Source organism: Epilithonimonas sp. KH_059 (assembly GCF_057838485.1).
This window is the reverse complement of the sequence record NZ_CM174468.1, coordinates 1961422-1984351: the sequence shown is the minus strand read 5'-3', so window position 1 is coordinate 1984351 and position 22930 is coordinate 1961422. Positions and strand designations below refer to the sequence as shown.

The 22930-nt window shown below is 39.3% G+C and carries 18 protein-coding genes and 1 rRNA gene; 6 read left to right on the top strand and 13 right to left on the bottom strand.

Going from position 1 to position 22930, the window contains the following annotated elements:
- Positions 1-10 precede the first annotated feature (10 nt).
- The 7 genes from AC3IRX_RS09370 to AC3IRX_RS09340 all read right to left on the bottom strand — a co-directional run bounded on the left by AC3IRX_RS09370 (position 11) and on the right by AC3IRX_RS09340 (position 7355).
- Positions 11-1527, bottom strand: a 16S ribosomal RNA gene (locus tag AC3IRX_RS09370).
- Between the two features lie 884 nt (positions 1528-2411).
- Positions 2412-2747, bottom strand: coding sequence for a VanZ family protein (locus AC3IRX_RS09365; protein ID WP_489209942.1), 336 nt, complete (start codon positions 2745-2747; stop codon positions 2412-2414).
- Between the two features lie 25 nt (positions 2748-2772).
- Positions 2773-3150 carry a glycine cleavage system protein GcvH gene (gene gcvH, locus AC3IRX_RS09360; protein WP_489209940.1) on the bottom strand — a complete coding sequence of 126 codons (378 nt, stop codon included), beginning with the start codon at positions 3148-3150 and terminating at the stop codon, positions 2773-2775.
- A gap of 116 nt (positions 3151-3266) precedes the next feature.
- Positions 3267-3851, bottom strand: coding sequence for a Holliday junction branch migration protein RuvA (gene ruvA, locus AC3IRX_RS09355; RefSeq protein WP_489209939.1), 585 nt, complete (start codon positions 3849-3851; stop codon positions 3267-3269).
- Between the two features lie 9 nt (positions 3852-3860).
- Positions 3861-6161, bottom strand: coding sequence for an NADP-dependent malic enzyme (locus AC3IRX_RS09350; RefSeq protein ID WP_489209937.1), 2301 nt, complete (start codon positions 6159-6161; stop codon positions 3861-3863).
- 31 nt (positions 6162-6192) lie between these two features.
- Positions 6193-7053 (bottom strand): ATPase, encoded by an 861-nt coding sequence (locus AC3IRX_RS09345; protein ID WP_489209935.1) that lies wholly within the window; start codon positions 7051-7053, stop codon positions 6193-6195.
- A gap of 53 nt (positions 7054-7106) precedes the next feature.
- On the bottom strand, positions 7107-7355 hold the full coding sequence (locus AC3IRX_RS09340) for a hypothetical protein (RefSeq protein ID WP_489209934.1): 249 nt from the start codon (positions 7353-7355) through the stop codon (positions 7107-7109).
- A gap of 217 nt (positions 7356-7572) precedes the next feature.
- Here AC3IRX_RS09340 and AC3IRX_RS09335 point away from each other — a divergent pair, with 217 nt between their 5' ends.
- Genes AC3IRX_RS09335 through AC3IRX_RS09315 form a run of 5 tightly spaced genes read left to right on the top strand, consistent with a single transcriptional unit; the run spans position 7573 to position 12132 of the window.
- Positions 7573-8034: a GtrA family protein gene (locus tag AC3IRX_RS09335; RefSeq protein WP_489209933.1), complete on the top strand. Its 462-nt coding sequence runs from the start codon at positions 7573-7575 to the stop codon at positions 8032-8034.
- Between the two features lie 24 nt (positions 8035-8058).
- Positions 8059-8784 (top strand): lysophospholipid acyltransferase family protein, encoded by a 726-nt coding sequence (locus AC3IRX_RS09330; RefSeq protein ID WP_489209931.1) that lies wholly within the window; start codon positions 8059-8061, stop codon positions 8782-8784.
- A gap of 46 nt (positions 8785-8830) precedes the next feature.
- Positions 8831-10114 (top strand): MFS transporter, encoded by a 1284-nt coding sequence (locus tag AC3IRX_RS09325; RefSeq protein WP_489209929.1) that lies wholly within the window; start codon positions 8831-8833, stop codon positions 10112-10114.
- Between the two features lie 2 nt (positions 10115-10116).
- On the top strand, positions 10117-11070 hold the full coding sequence (locus AC3IRX_RS09320; protein ID WP_489209928.1) for an ROK family protein: 954 nt from the start codon (positions 10117-10119) through the stop codon (positions 11068-11070).
- A gap of 3 nt (positions 11071-11073) precedes the next feature.
- Complete coding sequence (locus AC3IRX_RS09315) at positions 11074-12132, top strand: DUF3810 domain-containing protein (protein ID WP_489209926.1); 1059 nt, start codon at positions 11074-11076, stop codon at positions 12130-12132.
- 721 nt (positions 12133-12853) lie between these two features.
- Here the strand turns inward: AC3IRX_RS09315 and AC3IRX_RS09310 are convergent.
- Complete coding sequence (locus AC3IRX_RS09310) at positions 12854-14200, bottom strand: IS5 family transposase (protein ID WP_489209924.1); 1347 nt, start codon at positions 14198-14200, stop codon at positions 12854-12856.
- 398 nt (positions 14201-14598) lie between these two features.
- Here AC3IRX_RS09310 and AC3IRX_RS09305 point away from each other — a divergent pair, with 398 nt between their 5' ends.
- Positions 14599-15546, top strand: coding sequence for an alpha/beta fold hydrolase (locus AC3IRX_RS09305; protein WP_489209922.1), 948 nt, complete (start codon positions 14599-14601; stop codon positions 15544-15546).
- A 75-nt stretch (positions 15547-15621) separates the two neighbouring features.
- Here AC3IRX_RS09305 and AC3IRX_RS09300 read toward each other — a convergent pair whose 3' ends face one another.
- The 5 genes from AC3IRX_RS09300 to AC3IRX_RS09280 all read right to left on the bottom strand — a co-directional run bounded on the left by AC3IRX_RS09300 (position 15622) and on the right by AC3IRX_RS09280 (position 22883).
- Positions 15622-17427, bottom strand: a complete 1806-nt coding sequence (locus AC3IRX_RS09300) for a 3-hydroxyacyl-CoA dehydrogenase (protein ID WP_489209921.1) — start codon at positions 17425-17427, stop codon at positions 15622-15624.
- Between the two features lie 63 nt (positions 17428-17490).
- Entirely contained in the window at positions 17491-18627 is a 1137-nt protein-coding gene (locus AC3IRX_RS09295; RefSeq protein WP_489209920.1) for a catalase family protein, read from the bottom strand.
- A gap of 11 nt (positions 18628-18638) precedes the next feature.
- Positions 18639-19997, bottom strand: coding sequence for a Dyp-type peroxidase (locus AC3IRX_RS09290; RefSeq protein ID WP_124784997.1), 1359 nt, complete (start codon positions 19995-19997; stop codon positions 18639-18641).
- A gap of 3 nt (positions 19998-20000) precedes the next feature.
- Positions 20001-20552, bottom strand: a complete 552-nt coding sequence (locus AC3IRX_RS09285) for a hypothetical protein (protein ID WP_474463394.1) — start codon at positions 20550-20552, stop codon at positions 20001-20003.
- Between the two features lie 984 nt (positions 20553-21536).
- On the bottom strand, positions 21537-22883 hold the full coding sequence (locus AC3IRX_RS09280; RefSeq protein WP_489209918.1) for an IS5 family transposase: 1347 nt from the start codon (positions 22881-22883) through the stop codon (positions 21537-21539).
- Positions 22884-22930 lie beyond the last annotated feature (47 nt).

Sequence of the window (22930 nt, the reverse complement as noted above, 5' to 3'; positions counted from 1 at the left end):
ACTGTCTCTAAAATGAGATGTTCCAGCCGCACCTTCCGGTACGGCTACCTTGTTACGACTTAGCCCTAGTTACTTGTTTTACCCTAGGCAGCTCCTATTACGGTCACCGACTTCAGGTACCCCAAACTTCCATGGCTTGACGGGCGGTGTGTACAAGGCCCGGGAACGTATTCACCGCGCCATGGCTGATGCGCGATTACTAGCGATTCCAGCTTCATAGAGTCGAGTTGCAGACTCCAATCCGAACTGAGACCGGCTTTCGAGATTCGCATCACTTCGCAGTGTAGCTGCCCTCTGTACCGGCCATTGTATTACGTGTGTGGCCCAAGACGTAAGGGCCGTGATGATTTGACGTCATCCCCACCTTCCTCTCTACTTGCGTAGGCAGTCTCACTAGAGTCCTCAACTAAATGTTAGCAACTAGTGACAGGGGTTGCGCTCGTTGCAGGACTTAACCTAACACCTCACGGCACGAGCTGACGACAACCATGCAGCACCTTGAAAATTGTCCGAAGAAGGATCTATTTCTAAATCTGTCAATTCCCATTTAAGTCTTGGTAAGGTTCCTCGCGTATCATCGAATTAAACCACATAATCCACCGCTTGTGCGGGCCCCCGTCAATTCCTTTGAGTTTCATTCTTGCGAACGTACTCCCCAGGTGGCTAACTTATCACTTTCGCTTGGTCTCTGAATCCGAAAATCCAAAAACGAGTTAGCATCGTTTACAGCGTGGACTACCAGGGTATCTAATCCTGTTCGCTCCCCACGCTTTCGTCCATCAGCGTCAGTTGTAACTTGGTAACCTGCCTTCGCAATTGGTGTTCCGAGTAATATCTATGCATTTCACCGCTACACTACTCATTCCAGCTACCTCAACTACACTCAAGACCGACAGTATCAATGGCAGTTCTACAGTTGAGCTGTAGGATTTCACCACTGACTTACCGGTCCGCCTACGGACCCTTTAAACCCAATAAATCCGGATAACGCTTGCACCCTCCGTATTACCGCGGCTGCTGGCACGGAGTTAGCCGGTGCTTATTCATACAGTACCTTCAGCTCTCCTCACGAGGAGAGGTTTATCCCTGTATAAAAGAAGTTTACAATCCATAGGACCTTAATCCTTCACGCGGGATGGCTGGATCAGGCTTTCACCCATTGTCCAATATTCCTCACTGCTGCCTCCCGTAGGAGTCTGGTCCGTGTCTCAGTACCAGTGTGGGGGATCACCCTCTCAGGCCCCCTAAAGATCGTAGACTTGGTGAGCCGTTACCTCACCAACTATCTAATCTTGCGCGTGCCCATCTCTATCCGCCGGAGCTTTCAATATTAAATGATGCCATTCAATATGTTATGGGATATTAATCTTTCTTTCGAAAGGCTATCTCCCAGATAAAGGCAGGTTGCACACGTGTTCCTCACCCGTACGCCGCTCTCAAATATCCGAAGATATTCTACCGCTCGGCTTGCATGTGTTAGGCCTCCCGCTAGCGTTCATCCTGAGCCAGGATCAAACTCTCCATTGTATGTTTGTTTGACCTACTCAAAGTTTTGACTTCGCTTTGGTTTTATATTTTTTCCTTACTTGGTTGTTGTTATTGTATTTTCAATGATCTTCTATTCCTCTCGCTACTCAAATTACTTCTGTCGTTTCATCTGATTTGCGAGTGCAAAAGTATAAACTTTTTTTTACTTGACAAAATGTTTTGGAAGTTTTTTTTTAAAAAGTTTTTCTTAATCCCTAACAGGCCTAATAAAACCAAACTCCTAACCTCTATCTCCTTCTACATCTTCCTTCTCGTTTACTTCTGCGCTCCTACGTTCTTTCGATTTCGGATTGCAAAGATAGGGGTTATTTTTATATCTGCAAATTTATTTTACAAAATTTTTAGATTGTTTTTCATCATTCAAATAACTTCTGCTCCACTGTTAAGTGACTGCAAAGATAGGTCAAACAATCCACGCCAAACAAGTAAAATCGTCATCAATTTTTTGATGTGGAGAACCCACCTCTAAAAAGATCTGACAACCAACCCTTTATTGCCTATTCGAAGTTATCCACAATGTATTTCACACTATCAAACCGCTATGTTTTTCGAGATTTGATCGGGGAAACGAGTCCTTTGAACCCAAATTTGAGACAGAAAAACTTCGCATTCACGCAGGTTTCAAAGCAAAAAGTTTAAAATGAACCTGTACTAGTTAGAAAAATTTATTTCCTTTTCTATGAAAGAGGATATAAAAGATGGAAACGTTTGGACGAAGTAGAGAATACCTACTATATAGTATACTACTATGGACACTATATAGTGTATTATTATAGTGTACTATTATAGTATGCTATTATAATGTGCTATTTTAAGAAACTAGAAATGGAGGATTAAAAAGGAATTGCCCTTCGTAGCGTAGACTATTTTAGTCTAAAAGAAATTGATTTTATTTTTTGAAAAACAAATGAGCCTAGTAGGACCCCCACAGAGTCTGCGACTAAATCATAAAACTCAAGTGAACGCCCTAGTCCCATCTCATCTTGTAAAATCTCTGTGAGCAGAGCATAAAGAAGCATTACCTGAAGAAAGGTTAAGAATTTAATTTTTGGGAAGGCGCAAAGAAAACAAAAGGCAAGCATGGAAAAGATAAGCATATGAATCACCTTGTCTAGTCCTGGGAACAAAAACCACTGGACAGGGTTCTCCACACCAGGACGCAAAAGCATATAAGTAAGAAATGCCCAATAAATGGGCAATATCTTACTAAATAATTTTGAAACCTTATCCAAGTGTAGCTTGGTATTCTTCTGCAGTTAGAAGTTCAGATTTGTCTACATCGTCTGCAATGGTTAACTTAATAATCCATCCGTCCCCGTACGGGTCAGAATTCAATAGTTCTGGTTGATCTTCTAATTGAGAGTTAAACTCCGTAACGGTTCCGGACATAGGTAAGAAAAGATCAGAAACAGTCTTCACTGCCTCCACACTTCCAAACACATCGCCTGCGGAAAGTTCATCGTCCAAGGTATCCACATCTACGAATACGATATCGCCAAGTTCTCCTTGGGCAAAATCCGTAATTCCAATGGTTGCAACGTTTCCTTCAATTTTAACCCACTCGTGGTCTTTTGTGTACTTTAGTTCTGATGGTGTATTCATTTTTCCCAATATTTAATTATCGATTTCAAATTTACTTTAATTATCTATATGCGACAAATTATAAAGACGCATTTTGCATGCTCAGAAATCAATTAAGGCGTAAACTCACGTTCGTCCTAAAGACTTTTTAAGATTTGCTTTACAAGATCCTCAACTGCCATCTCAGGCTCTTGCTTCAATAGCTTATCTGCAATCTTCTCTGAGGTTCTTTTTGGAATACCAAGAACTTCAAGTGCAGACAATGCCTCGTCCTTCGCGGCCCTTGAAGAAATACTGCCCACCTCTATACTTTCCAGATCGACTTGGTTCACTTTATCGCGTAAATCAACAATGATACGCTGCGCTGTTTTCACTCCGATCCCTTTCACCTTTTGCAGCTGTGCACTATTCCCTGATTGGATAGCAGCTGCAATTTCCGCTAAGGAAAGCGATGACAGCATGATTATAGCAGAAGAAGGTCCCACACCGGATACACTTATAAGATGATTGAACATTTGCTTTTCCTGCAGAGTATGAAACCCGAACAAGAGGTTCGCATCTTCCCGAATAATTTGCTGAATGAATAGGAAGGTCTCCTTTCCTAAGGCCAATTCTTTAGAAGTTTGAAGACTTATGCCCGCAAAATAGCCTACGCCTGAGAGTTCCATAACCACGGACGTAGGGGTGAGTTCTTGCACTTTTCCTCTTAGCGAATAAATCATACTCTTTTCTTATTTCGTTTTGCTCTGTTCTTCGCGTCGTTGTGCATCTAATACAGCCACGGTCGCTAGGTTTACAATTTCCTCGACACTTGATCTCATCTGAACCACATGCACCGGTTGTTTAAGTCCCATCAGGATTGGGCCTACGACTTGCGCTTTGTTCATCCCCCTTATAATCTTATAGGAAAGGTTCGCACTCTCCAAATTAGGGAAAACAAAAGTATTGGCTGGAGTAGTTCCGAGTTTAGAGAATGGATAATCTGCTAAATGGTCTGCGTTCATCGCGAAATCAGGTTGGATCTCTCCGTCCACAATCATTTTAGGAAATTTCTCGTGCAAAATGTTCACCGCTTTAGCCACTTTTTTCGAAGTTTCAGAAACGCCTGAGAAATTCTCATAAGCAAGCATAGCAATACGCGGTTCGATCGCAAAGGATTTCACTGTTATTTCCGACATTTTTGCAATATTCACTAAATCTTCACTACTTGGATTCGGAGTAATTGATGTGTCTGCAAAAAACATAGGGGTTTTCTTTCCTGTAAGAATCATCATCATCGAGGCAATCTTATTTACACCGCTTTCTTTTTCGACCACCTGAAGTATAGGTCTAATATTGGAGGAGTAATTTTTAGAAAAGCCCACAATTAAAGCATCGGTATCTCCATGGGTAAGCATTAAAGGACCAAAATAATCACGTTGCCTAACGAGTCGTTTTGCTTTGTATTCATTCATACCCTTTCTTTGACGAAGTTTCCAAAGGGTCTCACGGTATCTTTTTCGGTTTTCTTCTTGGTCTGCATCCGAAGGGTCTACAATTGGTAAATCCAGATTAATTCCGAATTTTTCCATCTGAGTTAAAATGTACTTCTTATCACCCAAAAGGATCGGCTTTGCAATTCCTTCTTCGTATAGAATCTGTGCTGCTTTAAGTACATTGTATTCCTCTGCATTTCCTAAAGTGACTCTCTTCGGGTTCGATCTCGCTCTGTTCTGCATCATTCGAATTAGACGCTCATCTCTACCCATACGGTCTAACAATCTATTTTCGTACTCATCAAAGTCCGCAATTGGCTTAGCCGCTACCCCACTTTCCATCGCCGCTTTGGCTACAGCCACAGAAACTTTGGTAATAAGGCGGTTGTCAAAAGGCTTCGGAATGAAATATTCACGCCCAAACTGCAAATTGGTCAAGTTGTAGGCTAAGACGACAGCTTCGGGTACCGATTCCTTTGCTAAATCTGCAATGGCTTTGACGGCGGCGAGCTTCATCTCTTCGTTGATACAATTTGATTGCACATCGAGTGCCCCTCTGAATATATAAGGGAATCCAAGCACATTATTTACTTGATTAGGATAATCGCTACGACCCGTCGCCATAATCACATCCTTTCTTGTCTCAATCGCAAGGGTATAATCTATTTCAGGAGTTGGATTCGCAAGTCCAAAAACAATAGGATTTTCTGCCATAGACAATAGCATCTCCGGTGTCATTACGTTTCCTTTTGAAAGTCCGACAAATACATCGGCGCCGTTCAAGGCTTCTTCCAGAGTATTTCGATCTGTGTTAGCCACAAAATCTAGTTTTTCTGGCGTTAAATTGTCTCTCCTTTCATTTATCACCCCTTTGCTGTCGCACATAAGAATGTTTTCTTTCTTAAGCCCTAAAGCCACATAGAGTTTGGAACAAGCAATTGCCGCAGCTCCTGCGCCGTTCACTACCATTTTCACAGAATCAATGGACTTCTCTGCAAGTTCTAATGCATTTAGAAGTGCAGCCGCAGAAATAATAGCCGTTCCGTGTTGGTCGTCGTGCATCAAAGGAATATTTAATTCTTCCTTTAGACGCTGTTCAATATAAAAAGCTTCTGGCGCTTTGATATCCTCTAAGTTAATTCCACCGAATGTCGGGGCAATTCCTTTTACAATCTCGATAAACTTGTCAGGATCCTTTTCATCAATCTCAATATCAAACACGTTGATGTCCGCGAAAATTTTAAAAAGTAAACCCTTCCCTTCCATAACCGGTTTGGAAGCCTCTGCACCAATATCACCTAGACCAAGAACTGCCGTTCCATTGGAAATAACAGCAACAAGGTTTCCTTTTCCTGTATAATCATATACGGTTTGCGGGTTCTTTTCTATTTCTAGACATGGGATGGCTACCCCTGGTGAGTAGGCAAGAGACAAATCACGAGCTGAAGAATGGGGCTTAGAAGGAATCACTTCTATTTTCCCTTTGGGTTCTGCTTTATGGTAATCGAGCGCTGCTTGATTAAAATTCTTTTCGTCGCGCTGTGTATTGGTTGGCATGTTTCTGTATTTATATAATATTAAGTATTCTTTATAATTCAGGTAGAATGTATTCTCGATGGTAGTCTACTAGGCTTTCGATGGGCTTTTGTACGATTTTCCCTACATTTAAATGAAGGTCTGCTGCGGCCGCTCTTAAAATATCTTCGTAGTAATACGCAATGGATCCTATAAAATTAATTTCCGATGTTTTGCTCTCCTCATAAGGGATCACCTGATAATCTAGATAGTTCTTTAGTTCCTCATAAACCAAATGCTGTAAATAGGGATGATTTTTCCGGGGCACAATAAATTTACTGAACTCCGCAAGATAAGCATTCGCTCGAGGGCTATGATACATATTTGTAATTAGAGATTCTATATCCAGATTGTATTGTGCTTGGAATTCTTTGCGCAGTTCCTCTGGCATTTTTTTCATAAAGTAATTTCTTACTAAAATCTTACCAAGTGCACAGCCACTCCCCTCATCGCCGATCAAAAACCCAAGCGAGGGAAGTTCCCTTTTTATGATTTCTCCATCAAAATAACAAGCATTTGATCCCGTTCCTAAAATACAAACTATCGCAGGCGATCCGTTATAGGCGGCATAGGCAGCGGCCGTTAAATCCTCCTTTATATGTAGTTTTGCATTTGTGAAGACCGTGGAAAAAGCATCCGATACTTTTTGGCGGTTTTGCTCCACGCCACAGCCAGATCCATAGAAAAACAAATGCTTAATTCTAAAACGATGTTCAAAAAGAAGTTCATTGTTTAAAAGTTCCTGAGGAATCTGCGTTGAATCAATAATATTGGGATTGAAACCGATCGTTTCGGTCTTGGCAAAAGGGTCTCCTTTATCGTCTAAAAGTACCCAATCGCATTTTGTAGAACCTCCGTCAACAATAACAATCATAGTTAAAAAATTTACAAGAGGCTAAATTAGGAAAAATTTGTAAGAAAGTAGCCCTACTCTTCCAAAGGTCGATCAATTAACCAATCGTCGATTTCATCTTCTAAATAGGAAGTTTGTAACTTCACAGCATTGACAAAATCATCGGGAACACTTGGACCTTCGGCAGTCTCTAAATTCCACAGTTCTTCAGACATAATTTGGAACTCGGAATAAATACGCTTAAAACGAGGGGAAGATTTTTCTAACTCTTCGATGCGCTTTTGTTGCGGCTTAAATTTTCTGTACGAGGGTGTATTGTTCATGATAATGCCGATTGAAGGGATAAAACAATGTCTATTTAAAAGGTATAAACCCCTTTATAGAGCTTTAAATTCAAGGATAACCTACTTATTTTTAGTAAAGTAGGACATCTCAATTATAGAATAAAGATATATTTAATTTTGAATAGGAAAAATATTTTGTGTTAAATTTACCTTTCTTTAACATTTGTTTTAAATTTGGCACATTACAACTAAATCTATGAAGCAATTCATTCTATCGCATAAACAAATTGTGTTTTTCATGGTAGCAGGTGCACTGAGCGCCTTAATTGAAATCAGTTCATTTAAACTTTTCAGTGTGGAACTACCCAAAGTATTTGTGCAGGAAACTGATTTTAATGGAATCAGTTATCCCCTCAGTAATCTTTTTTCTACCACCCTGGGAATTGTCTCTAATTATTTCTTCAGTATCTGGTTCGTATTTACAAGAGGAAAGCATTCGAAATCTCGTGAGTTTTTGTACTTCATGGCCATTTCAGTCCTTACCATGCTCCTGAGTTTACTTGTGTTCCAGCTGTTTTACAATTTCATTTATCAAAACGAATCGTTTAATTTGGGTTTCTTTACCTTTAGTGCGGAAATGCTCAGCAAAATATCCGCAATCATTTTGGTTTCAATTCTGAATTACTCCGTTAAGAAAAGGATTGTATTTAAGGGGTAAAGAGTCATATTTAAATTTTACTAAATGAAAACGATCGCAAATGTCCTGTGGAGACTTTGGTTTATCTTCCTTTCTTTCCTGTTCATTTTGATTCTTGGGATCCCTGTACTTTTACTTTCCATTAGGGAGTCTCATTTTAAATATGCTTACAAGTTTATTAGACTTTGGTGCCACATTGTATTTTATGGAATGGGATTTTCTTACAAGCTAATTTCGAAAACGAAGCAGAAGCTTAGTGACAAGGAGCACTACATTTTCATTTCCAACCACACCTCTATTATGGATGTTTTGCTTATGGTTATTTTGCACCCCAAGCACCCTGTTTGTTTTATAGGCAAAGCGGAACTCGCCAAAATTCCAATATTTAGCATCATCTATAAGCGCATCTGCATCCTGGTGGATCGAAAATCACCAAGAAGCAGAGCTGCCGTCTTTCAAAAAGCAGCTCAAAAAATGAACCACGGACAGAACATTGTTATATTCCCTGAAGGGGGCGTCTCCGAGGACCCAAGTGTGATTCTTGACACGTTTAAAGACGGAGCCTTTGTTCTTTCCACAAAACACAAGTTTCCCATTGTGGTTTATACCTTCTTAAAACTACGAGATCATTTTCCGTTTGCCTGGAACAAAGGGTACCCCGGGAAAATCCAAATTGTACGAAACGAAATTCTAAACCCGAACCATTCGGTGCCAGAACTCAAATTAATGTCTCATAATGAGATAAAAAAAACCTTGTTAGCCTCCAAATAAGACAAATATTTAATTATATTTGTTTCAATTAATTAAAAAGAATACTATGAACTCAAACACTACCCGTCCTAATTATACATTGCCTATAATTATGATGTTCTTGTTATTTTTCATCATTTCCTTCGTTACCGGTTTGCAAAACCCTATGGCTGAAATTTTGAAAGGACAATTCACACTTAGCAACGCACAATCCCAACTGGCCAATGCCATGGTCTTCTTGGCCTATTTATTTATGGGGGTTCCCGCAGGAACTATGCTTGAACGTTTTGGCTATAAAAAAACAGCAATGACGGCATTAGGAATTGGATTTACAGGAGTTCTCATCCTTTTCTTAGCAGGAACTGCAGAAAATTTTTACTTGTATTTATTTGGTGCATTTATCTCCGGATTTTCGATGTGTCTATTAAATGCTGTAGTGAACCCAATGCTTTCCGTATTAGGGTCTGAAGAAGGCGCAAATCAGCGTTTGAATTTTGGTGGCGCGTCCAACTCTCTGGGGGGAACACTTGCTCCTATGCTGGGAGGGATCGTTTTAGGGAACGTAGTTTCCCCAAAAATTGCAGATGCGAACCCACTGCTTTACCTTTCCATGGGGATTTTCCTTCTTGTATTCGTTGTCTTAACTGCCGTACGAATCCCAGAGCCTCACATTGTAGCAGCAAACAAAGAAAAAAATACGCATAGTCCGCTCTCTTTCCGTCACTTCATTCTTGGAATGCTAGCGATTTTCCTTTATGTGGGAGTGGAAGTTTCCATTTCAAACACGACCTTAAACTACTTAATTAACGGACTTGATTTTGATGCAGGTGTAGCCGGCTCTATTGTAGGGACCTATTGGTTATTAATGCTTGTCGGCCGTTTAATTGGTGGAGCTTTAGGAAAAATATTTTCTAGTAAGCAAATGCTTATCACTGTTTCTACGCTTGCCATTGCCTTTTTAGTGATCTCAATCTTCCTAGGCACTGAAACCAAGGCCCTACTTCCTGCTTTCTCAAGCGCGACGGGGTCGTTCGTTATGACAGAGGTTCCCGTGAGCATCTTGCTTATTATTCTTTGTGGTTTGTTTCTATCCGTGATGTGGCCAGGTATTTTCAACCTCGCAACCAAAGGTCTTGGAAAATACACTGCAAAAGGTTCTGGTCTCTTTATGATGATGGTTTTTGGAGGTGGAGTACTGCCTTACGTGCAAGGATATCTTGTAGACACCACAGGGAGTTTTCCATCCAGCTACTGGCTTGCCGTAATTGCACTGGGATACATCTTATTCTATGCCCTTGTAGGATCTAAAAACGTGAACACGGAAATTAACACTGAGATTAAAGCAAATTAAGTATGAAAGCACAATACGCAATTGGAATCGATGTGGGAGGAACCAATACCAAATTTGGTATTGTGGATCGCAAAGGAAAAATCTTGGTACAAGATCGAATCAAGACCAACGCCCGTGATAGTGTGGATGGGTTCATTGAGGATTTAGCCTCAAAACTTGAACCTATGATTGAGCAGCATGGAGGCGTCGATAACTTTGTCGGTATCGGCATGGGAGCTCCGAATGCAAATTATTATGCAGGTACAATCGAATATGCCGCCAATCTGAAATGGAAAGGCATTATTCCCATGGCGGAACTCCTAGAAGCTAAATTTGGACTCAGCACAAAAATGACCAATGATGCCAACGCCGCAGCCGTTGGGGAAATGCAATACGGAGCCACCAAAGGGTGTAAAAACTTTATTTCTATAACCCTTGGAACGGGCGTCGGTAGTGGGATTGTGATTGACGGGAAAATCGTTTTGGGTCATAATGGATTTGCCGGCGAACTGGGACACGTAATTGTGCGCAACAATGGCAGACTTCACAAAGGCACAGGACTCCGAGGCTCTCTTGAAGCGTACGCTTCTGCCACTGGCGTAAGAGACACGACCATTCAAATGCTACAAGACCATCCCGAAAAGCCAAGCATTTTAAGAAGCTACTCGATGGACGAACTTACGAGTGAGGCCGTTTTCAAATGTGCAGAGCAAGGTGATGAACTTGCAAATGAAGTATTCCAGTTCACGGGTACGATACTGGGAGAAGCCTTAGCCACTTTTATTTTGTTTTCAGCACCGGAAGTCATTGTTCTTTTCGGAGGACTAACCAAAGCAGGAGATCTGCTGCTTCAACCTACTAAACAGGCTATGGAAGACAATTTACTGCAAGTATTTAAAAACAAAGTACGAATTGAATTAAGCAATTTAAACGAAGCAGACGCCGCCATTTTGGGGGCAAGTGCTCTCGTGTGGTAACCCATGCAGACCAAAGCAAAATATAGATCAATACGAATTTGGGCCAGTACTTTACTAGCCCAATTTCTTTTGTTCTATATCCTATCTCAAACCCGTTGGGCAAATGGCGTAGTGCAGCAACTTTTCGAATGGCAGAAAGAAGTGCACCAGCAGATCTTCAAAGTCTTTCCCTTTTCCTTAGGAGACGTCCTCTATATCCTGCTAGGGATCTCTCTTTTCTATCTAATAAGGAAGCTCTTCTCAAAAAAATCCAGAATCCAGGCACTTTCAAGGCTTCTATTCTTACTGAATTGCCTCTATTTTACTTACCAAATTTTTTGGGGACAACTCTATTTCCAAAAGCCAATCTACACGGATCGTGAACTTTCTGAACCCACCGTGGCAGAATTAAAACAGCTTGCAAACGAGTATTTAGAAAAATGCCTGGATCTAAGGAATCAAGTAAGTGAAGACAGCGCAGGAGTTTTTAAAATTACAAACCTCAACTCTATCCAAATTGAGATTCTAAGCCAACAAAGAGTTCTTCCTGACTTCTTACCCCCCAAAGATACTACGAATGTTCTGCTGTTTAAACCAAGCTTATTCGGTTCACTAATGAGCTATTCCGGTATCCTTGGGTATTACAATCCTTTCACAGCGGAAGCGCAGTACAACGCCAATCTTCCGAACACTACGATTCCCTTTACTCTTGCGCATGAAAGTGCACACCAACTCGGCTACGCCCGTGAGCAAGAAGCAAATTTCGTGGGGTACCTACTCGGGCGTAATTCAAAAAATTTAGATTTAAAATACAGCACTAATTATTTCGTTTTACGGAATCTGCTTTGGAGCCTTGCATCTCAAGATCCTGAATTTGTTGAAGAAAAAATTAAAATGTATTCTGCGGGTATGCGTAGAGATGCCGATGCGGCAAATAAATTCAATCTTGAACACGAAGGGATCACAGATGATTTCTTCCAGTGGACCAATGATCTTTTTCTAAAATCGAACCAACAAGAAGGACGAATCACCTACAGCTACTTCGTCCATCTCCTTGTGAAATACAAGAGCCTAGAGCCCTAAAACAAAAGAATCGTACCTTACGATACGATTCTAAAAACACAAATGATGAAAAAAAATTTATTGCTTTCTCTAGACTAGCTTTCAAAAGCGAGGTAAAGATAATAAAATATTTTCAGTTTACAATATTTTAATAAATTATTTTAGAAATTCCATATTGCACTGCGTTCCGCTCTATGACGCAAGATCAATAAGTATCCCCTAGAGCATTTGAGAATCTAATTCTCATAAAATACCATCTATAGCACAACTTAGTAAATTACATTGAGCCTACGGAAACCTTTAAGGCGATTTAAGAGCCAGTAATCCCGGAGTTCTCTTGCTGAGTGAAATTGTGCAAATCACAGTGAAATTTAGTGCGTTCTAAAAATTTAGTACAAAAAAAAAAGGAACTAACATTAAATTAGTCCCTTTATAAATTCTACCGAAATCACAATTAATTGGTAATATCTGTAGCGAAGACGGGAGTATAGATTAATTTCAATAAACAACCATAAATATTTATTTTATTGTTTTTTAACATTTTACAATATTTTATAACACAATGAAAAACATTAAAACCCAATGAACAATCCCAAATTTAGTCCCCGATTTTTGAAGGAGGGACTAATAAAAATTACCCAAATTGAATTATTATTAGGTTTCGATATTGTCTCTGTCCCCCAATGATATAGAGACATACGCCCCCTAAAATTTATTTTAATTATCATTAGTTAGTCGTTCCTTAACAAAACCCACTATTTAATTTATTTTTAAAAACAGGATTAGAAAACAGCATAATTTGTATCTTACAAAATAAGAAAATAATTTTCTGTTTCAGTAGTTCCATCATTTTCTTCATGTTCCAAGCGGTTGCAGCTAGTAATGCATTGATTTGTGGTCCCGTTTCTCCCATGAAGTAATTTTTTGCCAGCCTAAAATCGGTTTTTAAATGTCCGATGATAGGTTCTATTGCCGCTCTGGTTCTAAATTTTTTGCGCTTTGTCTGCTTTTGATAAGCAGTGTCTTTTTTTCTTGGAGTGCTTGGGATGGAGATTTTCACGCCCTTTATTTCTGATTTTCCTCTGCCACCTCTATCGTAAAGGAGTTCTTTTGGGAGCTTTTGACCACCGGTTTCCATCTGTTCCAAAAGTGGTTCTATGGTGTGACCATCGTAAGGAGTTTGCAAAAATGCTTTAATCCCGAGAATGATTTTCTTGCCTTTGTTGGCGGTGGTTATCAAACCTACCTTATTCCCAAATTCATACTGGCTATGCGCTTTTCCTTTGGCAATACATCGGGTAAAAGGCTTGTGAATGCTGTAAATTTTATCGGCATCGTTTCTTTTTTGTGTGACAACCTTGGTGTACAATGTCATTAAATCTTTATAAAATTCTTGCTGTTCTGCATTAAAATTCCGTTGCAATTCACGAATCAGTCTCATGGCGATGGTTTTGAGCTGTCTTTGAGATTTCCTTGCCGCTTTTGCCCGCTTGGGATGTTTTCCGTTGTAGGTGTTGCGCACCATTTGTTTGCTGACTTTTGTGTAGCGTTGTCTTTGTTTTATGCCTTCATTTCCGGCTATTTTGTTGCAATAATCGATCACTTTTTTGCACAATTTTGCATCGGTAGGAAAAGAGGTATTATTCTCCTGAACGGTAGTATCGGACAAAACAAAATTTGAGGTGTTCGTCTTGGTATCGTGCATTCTTACGCTGTAGGCAAAGATTTTTTCGATGCCTTTTTCGCCAATTCTTTTTCGGAAATGAACAAAATTACTCGGGTCACAAGGAAATTCGTGTTCAAAGAAAACCCTGCCACAAAAATGCTGCATATAAGGATTCATGATCCAGGCTTTTTCCAACGTCTCATCGCCCAAATTATACAAATGTTTCAGTAGCAAACAACCCACCATAAACCGAATCGGATGGCTCGGATTGCCCACTTTGGAATACAAGGGCGAAAATTCTTTCTCAAAATAATTCCAATCTATTTTTTCTGAAAGTAGAACAAGTTCATGCTCGTGGTCAATAAAATCCACCAACATTGGGCGGAATAATTCTGGCTTCTTTTCTGGATTTTTCCCCAACATATTTGCAAGGTTTTAAAGCTCTAAGATACAAATTCTTGCAATAAAAAACAAGCTATTTTAAACCCAAAATACTAATAATCAGTAAATTATAGGTGGTTTGAGGAGAGACTAAATAACGAACCATCAAAATTTTTTTCGATGTCGTTGTCCTCATCGATGAAGATAAAAAAGACAAATGATTTGGAAATATTAACAGTCGTGATTCGCTTAAAGCTCATTTTTTTGGGCCAACCTGTGATGTATCTGGCAAAGAATTTGTCTAAGTTTTTTCGCGCTAAATACGCATCTCTATTAAATCCTATAAAAGAGATTGACTGCAATAACCCATTTTTCTAATTTTATTCGATTCTTTCTTTCGAAAGGGCAGAATTTTTATTTTTGTACAAAATCAACCGACTATGGCAAAACATACACCAGGCTATATAAAAAGGCAGAAAATTGCCAACTCAGGTACACACTTACTTTTTTATGAATTATTCGAACCAATAAATGAACCTCCAAAGGCTACTGTCCTTATACTACACGGGATGCAGGAGCATAGCGGTCGTTATAAAAATTTTGCAGAATATCTGGCGAACAACGGTTTTGCAGTTCTATTATATGACCATCTCGGACACGGAAAAACGGCGGAAAATCGGGTAGAACTTGGCTATTTTCAAAAAGAAAATCCCAAGCAGCAACTGATAGACGATGCCGCAACGATGGCTGCATTTTTAGAAAACAACTACCCTAAGATTCCTCACTTTTTACTAGGTCATTCTATGGGGTCTTTCATTGCAAGATGCTTACTTCAGAATCAGGAAGCCGATTTTAAAGGCGCAGTCATCGTGGGAACGGGAGGAAAAATCAACGGAATCGGTTTGGCTAAATTTTTCCTGTCCATTAAGAATATTATTGCCCCAAAACACAGGAGCAAATTCATCAACCAAACTTTTTCAAAAATTAATAATCAACATTTTAAAGGCGAGAAAGATGGCGACCTTAACAGTTGGCTGAGCCTCAGCAAATCCAACCGTGAATCATTTTGCCGGGACAGCCTATGCGGAGTACCTTTTACCAATAATGGTTTTTACGCATTAGTTTCTCTAAACCAACAGGCAACGGAAAGAAAATGGGCAGAAAAAATACCAAAAGAATTTCCCTTTCTTTTTGTAAGCGGAGCTGATGATCCGATAGGAAACTTCGGAAAAGGGGTTGAAAAAACGGTAACACAAATGCAAAAAGATGGATTTACAGATGTTAATGCAAAAATTTATCCTGCTATGCGGCACGAAATACTTAATGAAGATATTAAAGAATCTGTCTATGAAAGTATAAAAGATTGGCTCTATGAAAAAATATCATAACCAAAAAAGTATTTTAATTAAAAATAATTGATTAATAATTAAAATACTTAGTTTATAATGGAAATTTAGCATTTATTAAGCTTTCAAAAAATCCTTGCTTTGCCATTCTGGATCAGGATATTTGTAAAAACCTTCGCCGGATTGCTGACCAAGTTTTCCTTTGTCGATAAGTTCGGTTTTTAGCTTTTCTGCTATTTTCTGTGTTAATTCTCCCGGGATTTCTTTTAAGATGTTGTAATTGGTGTTCATCCCATTCAAATCTAAAATGGCCATCGGTCCAAAAGGAGCACCTGTTGCTATTCTCCAGGTTTTATCGATTGTTGCAGGATCGGCAACGTCATTCGCCCACAGCGCAAGACCAGCCACCAAAAGCGGAATCAACAAAGAATCCAGAACGTAGCCCGATTTTTCCTTCTTCAGTTCCACGGGAAGCATAGCAATGGATTTTGCAAACTCTACAATCTCGTTATAAACCGTTGGGTCGGTTTGATCAGAACCCATTATTTCTGCCGTATTACGAACCATTATATGATTGGCAAAATGTAAATGGATGAATTTTTCCGGACGATCAGTAAATGTGCTTAATCTGCTCGGCAAAAGTGTGGATGAGTTGCTCGCGAAAATGGTTTTTTCCGGCGCGTGCTCAGAAGCTTTTTCCCAGAAATCTTTTTTGATATCGATGCTTTCCGGTACGGCTTCTATCAATAAATCAGCATCTTGTAAAGAAGCTTTCAAATCTGTAGAATAAGTGAGATTATTTTTGGTATTTTGGATTTTTTCTTCATTAGCTTTCAGGTAGTTCTTATATTCTTCAGCCAAGACATCAAAACGGTTTTTGGCTTTACTTAAAGCTTCATCATTAACATCATAAACCATGACTTTATAGCCGAAATAAGCACACTGCACCGCAATCTGAAAACCGAGAACGCCACTTCCAGCCACCACAACATTTTTGATACTGATTTTAGATAAATCGGCTTCCGGCACTTTCAAAAAATCTGGACTTTGCCACGAAGGATTTGGATATTTGTAAAAGCCTTCGCCAGTAGAAATTCCCAGTTTATTTTGGTCGATGAAAGTTGATTTAAGTTTATCCAGAACAATCTTATCATCTGTTTTGCCCTTCTCTACTTGCAGTTTGTAAATGTTGTATGGTGTCGTCAATCCGATAACATCATACAAAGCCATTGGTCCGTGAGGCGAACCTGTTCCCAGCATCCAGGTTTTGTCTATGGTTTCTGGCGTAGCATAATCGCCAATCCAAAGCTGCATTCCGGCATTCAGAAATGGATTTAATAAAGAATTGAGCACATAACCTGGAACTTCTTTTTTTACCAAAATAGGCACCATCCCTATCGCCTTTGAAAAATCGACTATTTCCTCAGATATTTTTTCGTCGGTTCCTGGATGTGGCATAATTTCCGCCGTATTTCGCAACCATATTTGATTGGCAAAATGCAGGTTAAGGTATTGAGCCGGTCTTCCTGTCACCTCAGCAAACTGACTTGGCAACAAGGTGGATGAATTACTTACAAAAATGGTTTTCTCCGGTGCAATTGCGGAGAGTTGCTTATAAAATTCCGTTTTTATTTTAATATCTTCTGGCACTGCTTCTATCAAAAGATCGGCATCTTTCACGGCAAATGCCAAATCGGATGAATAGTGCAGTCTTTCCCTGGCTTTTGTAATTTGTTCTTCGGTGGCGCCAAGATCCTTTTTATGACTTTCGGCCAAGCCCTCGAACTTTGCTTTCGCCTTTTCCAACACCTCATCACTGATATCGTAAACAGTGGTTTCAAATCCGTGAATTGCAGTTTGAAAAGCAATTTGGAATCCTAAAACACCACTTCCAGCTACCGTTACATTTTTTATTTTGCTCATAATTTTGGTTGATTTTTGGTAATAAAATTTACGGAACTAGGACTCAGCAATCTTCATTTTCAATTATAATTGATAAAACTTCGGACTGAATGCTTCCTCCAAATTCTTTGGTTCTTTACGTTTTTTGTGATTTAGCTCGTGTCTTGAGGTTGAAGATGTTACATACGCTGACTGCCGTGAACGCTGTAAATTTCCGATCGGTGAATTCTCTTCGATGGTTCTGAACGGTGTAAAAGACAGATTTTCCATAATTTCAAAATTACCATCCTCAGGAACCGTTTGTTTTGGTATTGTGATTTTTGCCACCGTACGGAATGGTGATAATTCCTGCGACCATTCTTTTGTAAGGTCATTCACAGGCATTTCTTTCAGGTTTTTGCAAAGTTGTATTTGCAACTCAAACGTAAGGTTTTTTTGAGCTATTTCTTTGATAATTCCTTTTCTGTACGGCCATTCTGCGCTGTCTAGATCAATATCTTTTTCCGTGATGGCGTTCTTGGTCTGCTCAGTTGGGATCACTCTTACTTTGGCGATATAATCACCGTGGCGTACCGCTCCCATACTGTAAAATTCATAAAGAAAACTGTTGATTGAAGGGATTTTTTCAAAAGTTTTAAGAGCGCCCAATTCCTTCAAAGCCTCAAAATTTGGAAATGCTTTTTTATTTTCGGTGACCCAAAGTGTGGCAAATTCCAATTTTCCCAAGGCTCCCTTTTCAAAGAAATCATTTAGCTTTAAAAAAAGCTTTGAAATGAAAACATAATGTTCTGCCGAGTTACAGAAAAACACGGGATTATTAATCAGGTTAAAATCAACATTGGGAGAATCTTCCTCTCCGGGAGATAATTTTTTGCCATCTATCCCAAAAATCTTTAAAGCAAATCCTTGTGCATTACCGCTTAGTTTATCGGGCAAAACTCTGGACGAACCATTGGAAAAGCGAACTGCTGCCTGGTGTTTTCCGGGTTTCGCATAAATGCCCTGCGCCAGTTCTTCGGGCAGATTATCCAAAATTTCAACCTCTGCTTTCAGCACTGCATAGCCATTGGCGTGCGCATCTCTTGTATGATGGGTCGCCCTGCTTAGGTTTGGCGTATTTTTGATGTATTCGCGGATATCGTTATTAATGGTGGTAATATACTCATCGAAATTTTCTGGAATTTCTTCCACTTCGTAACTGTACTTGATGTATTCTTCCATAGTGCTTTTTTTTATTTTAATTCGCTAATCCATTTTAAAGCAGAAATGCTTGGGATAAAACAATATTCGCCGCCTTTCACGATGTTGTAGGTCTGCAAACCACGGTATCTTTTGATGAGGGGTTCTCCAGGTGCAGAAAACAGTGCGTCTTCGTCCTGTACACCGATCATAGGATCTTTTTCTGTTCCCAGATTTTGGGCGTTACCATCGTTTGCCCATTGTTTTTGAAGAAATTCCAGTGTTCCCATTGCATCGGCACTAATGCCAATAAAATACTGTCCACGTTCCTTACCGTCATTTTTAGTTACCTCCGGCGGAACAATGTCGCCAAAAGTTACACTTTTTCTGATGATCCTGTGCAAACGTTCATCCTCCAAAACAAAAGATTTGGAATCTCTTGGGTTCATCCTGCGGATATGCGAACTGAACGGACACTTTTTACCGTACTCATCATTCTTGAAAGAAAAATCATTGTTTTTTTGCATATCATCTCCTAGCGATTTATCATCCTTTTCGGGAGCTAAAACCAAAGGTGCACCACTTCGCCAGCGACCTACCATTTTAGCAGCCAAGAGCTCTCCCTCTTCCGGCGAAGAAGAATTTTCTTTAACGAATTGATTAAATTCTGCCACTTGGCTCTGGTACTTTCTGAAAACCATAAAAGAACCGTTCTTTCCTAAAACTTCAGGTTGTGGAAATGGCTTTATGAAGCCTGCTTCTCCAGGATAGCCCATTATAAATTCGCCTGCTTTAAGTGGACGATCAAATCCGGGCGGCACATCTATCCCACTGCCTTCAATCTCCGGATTACTGATGCCATCCCTGAATCCGAATACATTTTTAACCTCTTCAGATACTGCGAAATCGTGGCTCATTATTACTTCTACGCCGCTGTTATTCGCCAATTTAGAACGAAATTCCTCCAGCTTGCTTTTCCACGCCTCTTCATTGTTGGCGATAACTGCCGCTGCGATGTGAATATGTGATCTTTTAAAAACCTTTTCCCAGTTTTTAGGGTCATTGACTCCAATGTCATAAAGAAACCGGGAACGTTCTGCCATTCCTTCCTTGAAGGATTCGGGAAAAGTATCGAGTGACTCTTGAGGGACACCGATTTTTTCCAGACCTTTATAAGTGAATGTCAAAGTAACCGATGCGCCTTCATTCTTATGCCATTCTTCCGCAGAACTCACAATCGGCAAAAGTTTTTGGAGCATTTGTCTGGCTGCCACAGCATCTTTGATTTCAATAATAGCCACTGTTCCGAAATATGGTATAGGTCGGCTTCTGAGGATTAAGGCCTGTATTTCATTCAGCTCAATTTCTACTTTATTTGGATTAAAAATCCGCTTTAAAAATTCCAGTGCCATAGATTAGATTTTATTTGCTTCGTCAATTGCCTTATTCAGTCCTTTAATGATTTTATCATTTCTCCTTATATCATTCACCGTAAGATGCGGAACACCTACATACCAACCTGTCGCGGTAATCTGATGGTCTAGAATGAACTGTTTTACACTCGGGTTTTTTATGCCTGGCCAGCCTTCAACATTCCCAAAAATGATGTCCATCAGCTGCGGAATTTTTGTAGCGAAATCATCAATATAAGCATCCCAATCACCATCGTAAGCCGTGCAGAAAAGAATCTTGGTATCGTTATCAAACAAAACTATACGAAGATCATGCAGCGTTCCTACTTTGGTTGCACCTTTCAGATCTCCGCCTGCAATTTCCATTATGGTTTTGAGATTTTCTGCACCTCCGGGTTTTAGGTCTGCCATCGCAGTTAACTCAGATACACGACCGGATCTTAACCCTTTTTTTCCGGCAGATGTAGTGGAATGGTCGTAACCATCATCGATACCTTCACTGAAATTCGCCTTTGCTAGCTCGGCAGCCAATTTTACTTTGTTTATAAAACTCATAATTTAGATTTTGATTAATGATTTATATTATTTTGTAAATCAACAATAATTTTGAGGAGAATTGCACAAATGTTATGCCATAGCAATCTATCGTAATGTACCGAAATTCGTATTTTATGTACTGAAACTATGAATTTTTAAGCTTTATTAAAATACTTCAATTGACAAATGATAAAATCTTATGTCTACTCATTTTTTAATTATTGACAGAATTAATTACCTTTAAATATGGCAACTCCCAAAAAGAAACCGACCTATAGCATTTAAAAGAAACTCGACTGTATCTATTCAGTGTACGTTTTGCTAATTCAATTCCAATAAGCTTCTCCTCACGGTCATTATGGTCTTTGAAAATACAGATTAAAGTTCGTAGCCGCTCACATTTACTTAACAATTTATTTCTTAAGCATTATTACAGGTAACAGCGTCGTCCGTTCTCAACAAAGTATTGTAGGCGTCGTAAATTTTTAGCGCAAAAGTTTTGAAATATGAGTTGTACGATTTGGTATCTTCTGACGAACCGACTAATCCCTGCGCTCTAGATTCGCTAATTTCTATTAAATTCTATAGGTAACTGAAATAAATCATTTCTTTAGTCACTAATCTTAAAAAAATACTCTTAGAAAGACCGAATTGATCATTGACCTATTTTATCAAATCTTTTTAGGAAACTGAATGGTAACTTTTATTCTGTTGAATTAGTCCACTTGAACAGATATAAAACATAAAACGCTTTAAAAACTATGTTTTAAAGCGTTTTGAACTATTTTGCTGTAATAGTTGCGATCCGGACGGGACTTGTTCATATTTGAAAAACTCCCTATCCATAAGCTTTATATCGTTCTCTTATTTTTAGGTCACCGAATAGGTCACTTTTTAAACAAGATTTAAGATTGTTTGTTTTTACTGGTGCAAATATAGGTCTTTTTTTAGTTTTACCAAAAAAAAGACAATTTTTCAAGACTAAATTTAACTAGTCGTTCCTTAACAAAACCCACTATTTAATTTATTTTTAAAAACAGGATTAGAAAACAGCATAATTTGTATCTTATAAAATAAGAAAATAATTTTCTGTTTCAGTAGTTCCATCATTTTCTTCATGTTCCAAGCGGTTGCAGCTAGTAATGCATTGATTTGTGGTCCCGTTTCTCCCATGAAGTAATTTTTTGCCAGCCTAAAATCGGTTTTTAAATGTCCGATGATAGGTTCTATTGCCGCTCTGGTTCTAAATTTTTTGCGCTTTGTCTGCTTTTGATAAGCAGTGTCTTTTTTTCTTGGAGTGCTTGGGATGGAGATTTTCACGCCCTTTATTTCTGATTTTCCTCTGCCACCTCTATCGTAAAGGAGTTCTTTTGGGAGCTTTTGACCACCGGTTTCCATCTGTTCCAAAAGTGGTTCTATGGTGTGACCATCGTAAGGAGTTTGCAAAAATGCTTTAATCCCGAGAATGATTTTCTTGCCTTTGTTGGCGGTGGTTATCAAACCTACCTTATTCCCAAATTCATACTGGCTATGCGCTTTTCCTTTGGCAATACATCGGGTAAAAGGCTTGTGAATGCTGTAAATTTTATCGGCATCGTTTCTTTTTTGTGTGACAACCTTGGTGTACAATGTCATTAAATCTTTATAAAATTCTTGCTGTTCTGCATTAAAATTCCGTTGCAATTCACGAATCAGTCTCATGGCGATGGTTTTGAGCTGTCTTTGAGATTTCCTTGCCGCTTTTGCCCGCTTGGGATGTTTTCCGTTGTAGGTGTTGCGCACCATTTGTTTGCTGACTTTTGTGTAGCGTTGTCTTTGTTTTATGCCTTCATTTCCGGCTATTTTGTTGCAATAATCGATCACTTTTTTGCACAATTTTGCATCGGTAGGAAAAGAGGTATTATTCTCCTGAACGGTAGTATCGGACAAAACAAAATTTGAGGTGTTCGTCTTGGTATCGTGCATTCTTACGCTGTAGGCAAAGATTTTTTCGATGCCTTTTTCGCCAATTCTTTTTCGGAAATGAACAAAATTACTCGGGTCACAAGGAAATTCGTGTTCAAAGAAAACCCTGCCACAAAAATGCTGCATATAAGGATTCATGATCCAGGCTTTTTCCAACGTCTCATCGCCCAAATTATACAAATGTTTCAGTAGCAAACAACCCACCATAAACCGAATCGGATGGCTCGGATTGCCCACTTTGGAATACAAGGGCGAAAATTCTTTCTCAAAATAATTCCAATCTATTTTTTCTGAAAGTAGAACAAGTTCATGCTCGTGGTCAATAAAATCCACCAACATTGGGCGGAATAATTCTGGCTTCTTTTCTGGATTTTTCCCCAACATATTTGCAAGGTTTTAAAGCTCTAAGATACAAATTCTTGCAATAAAAA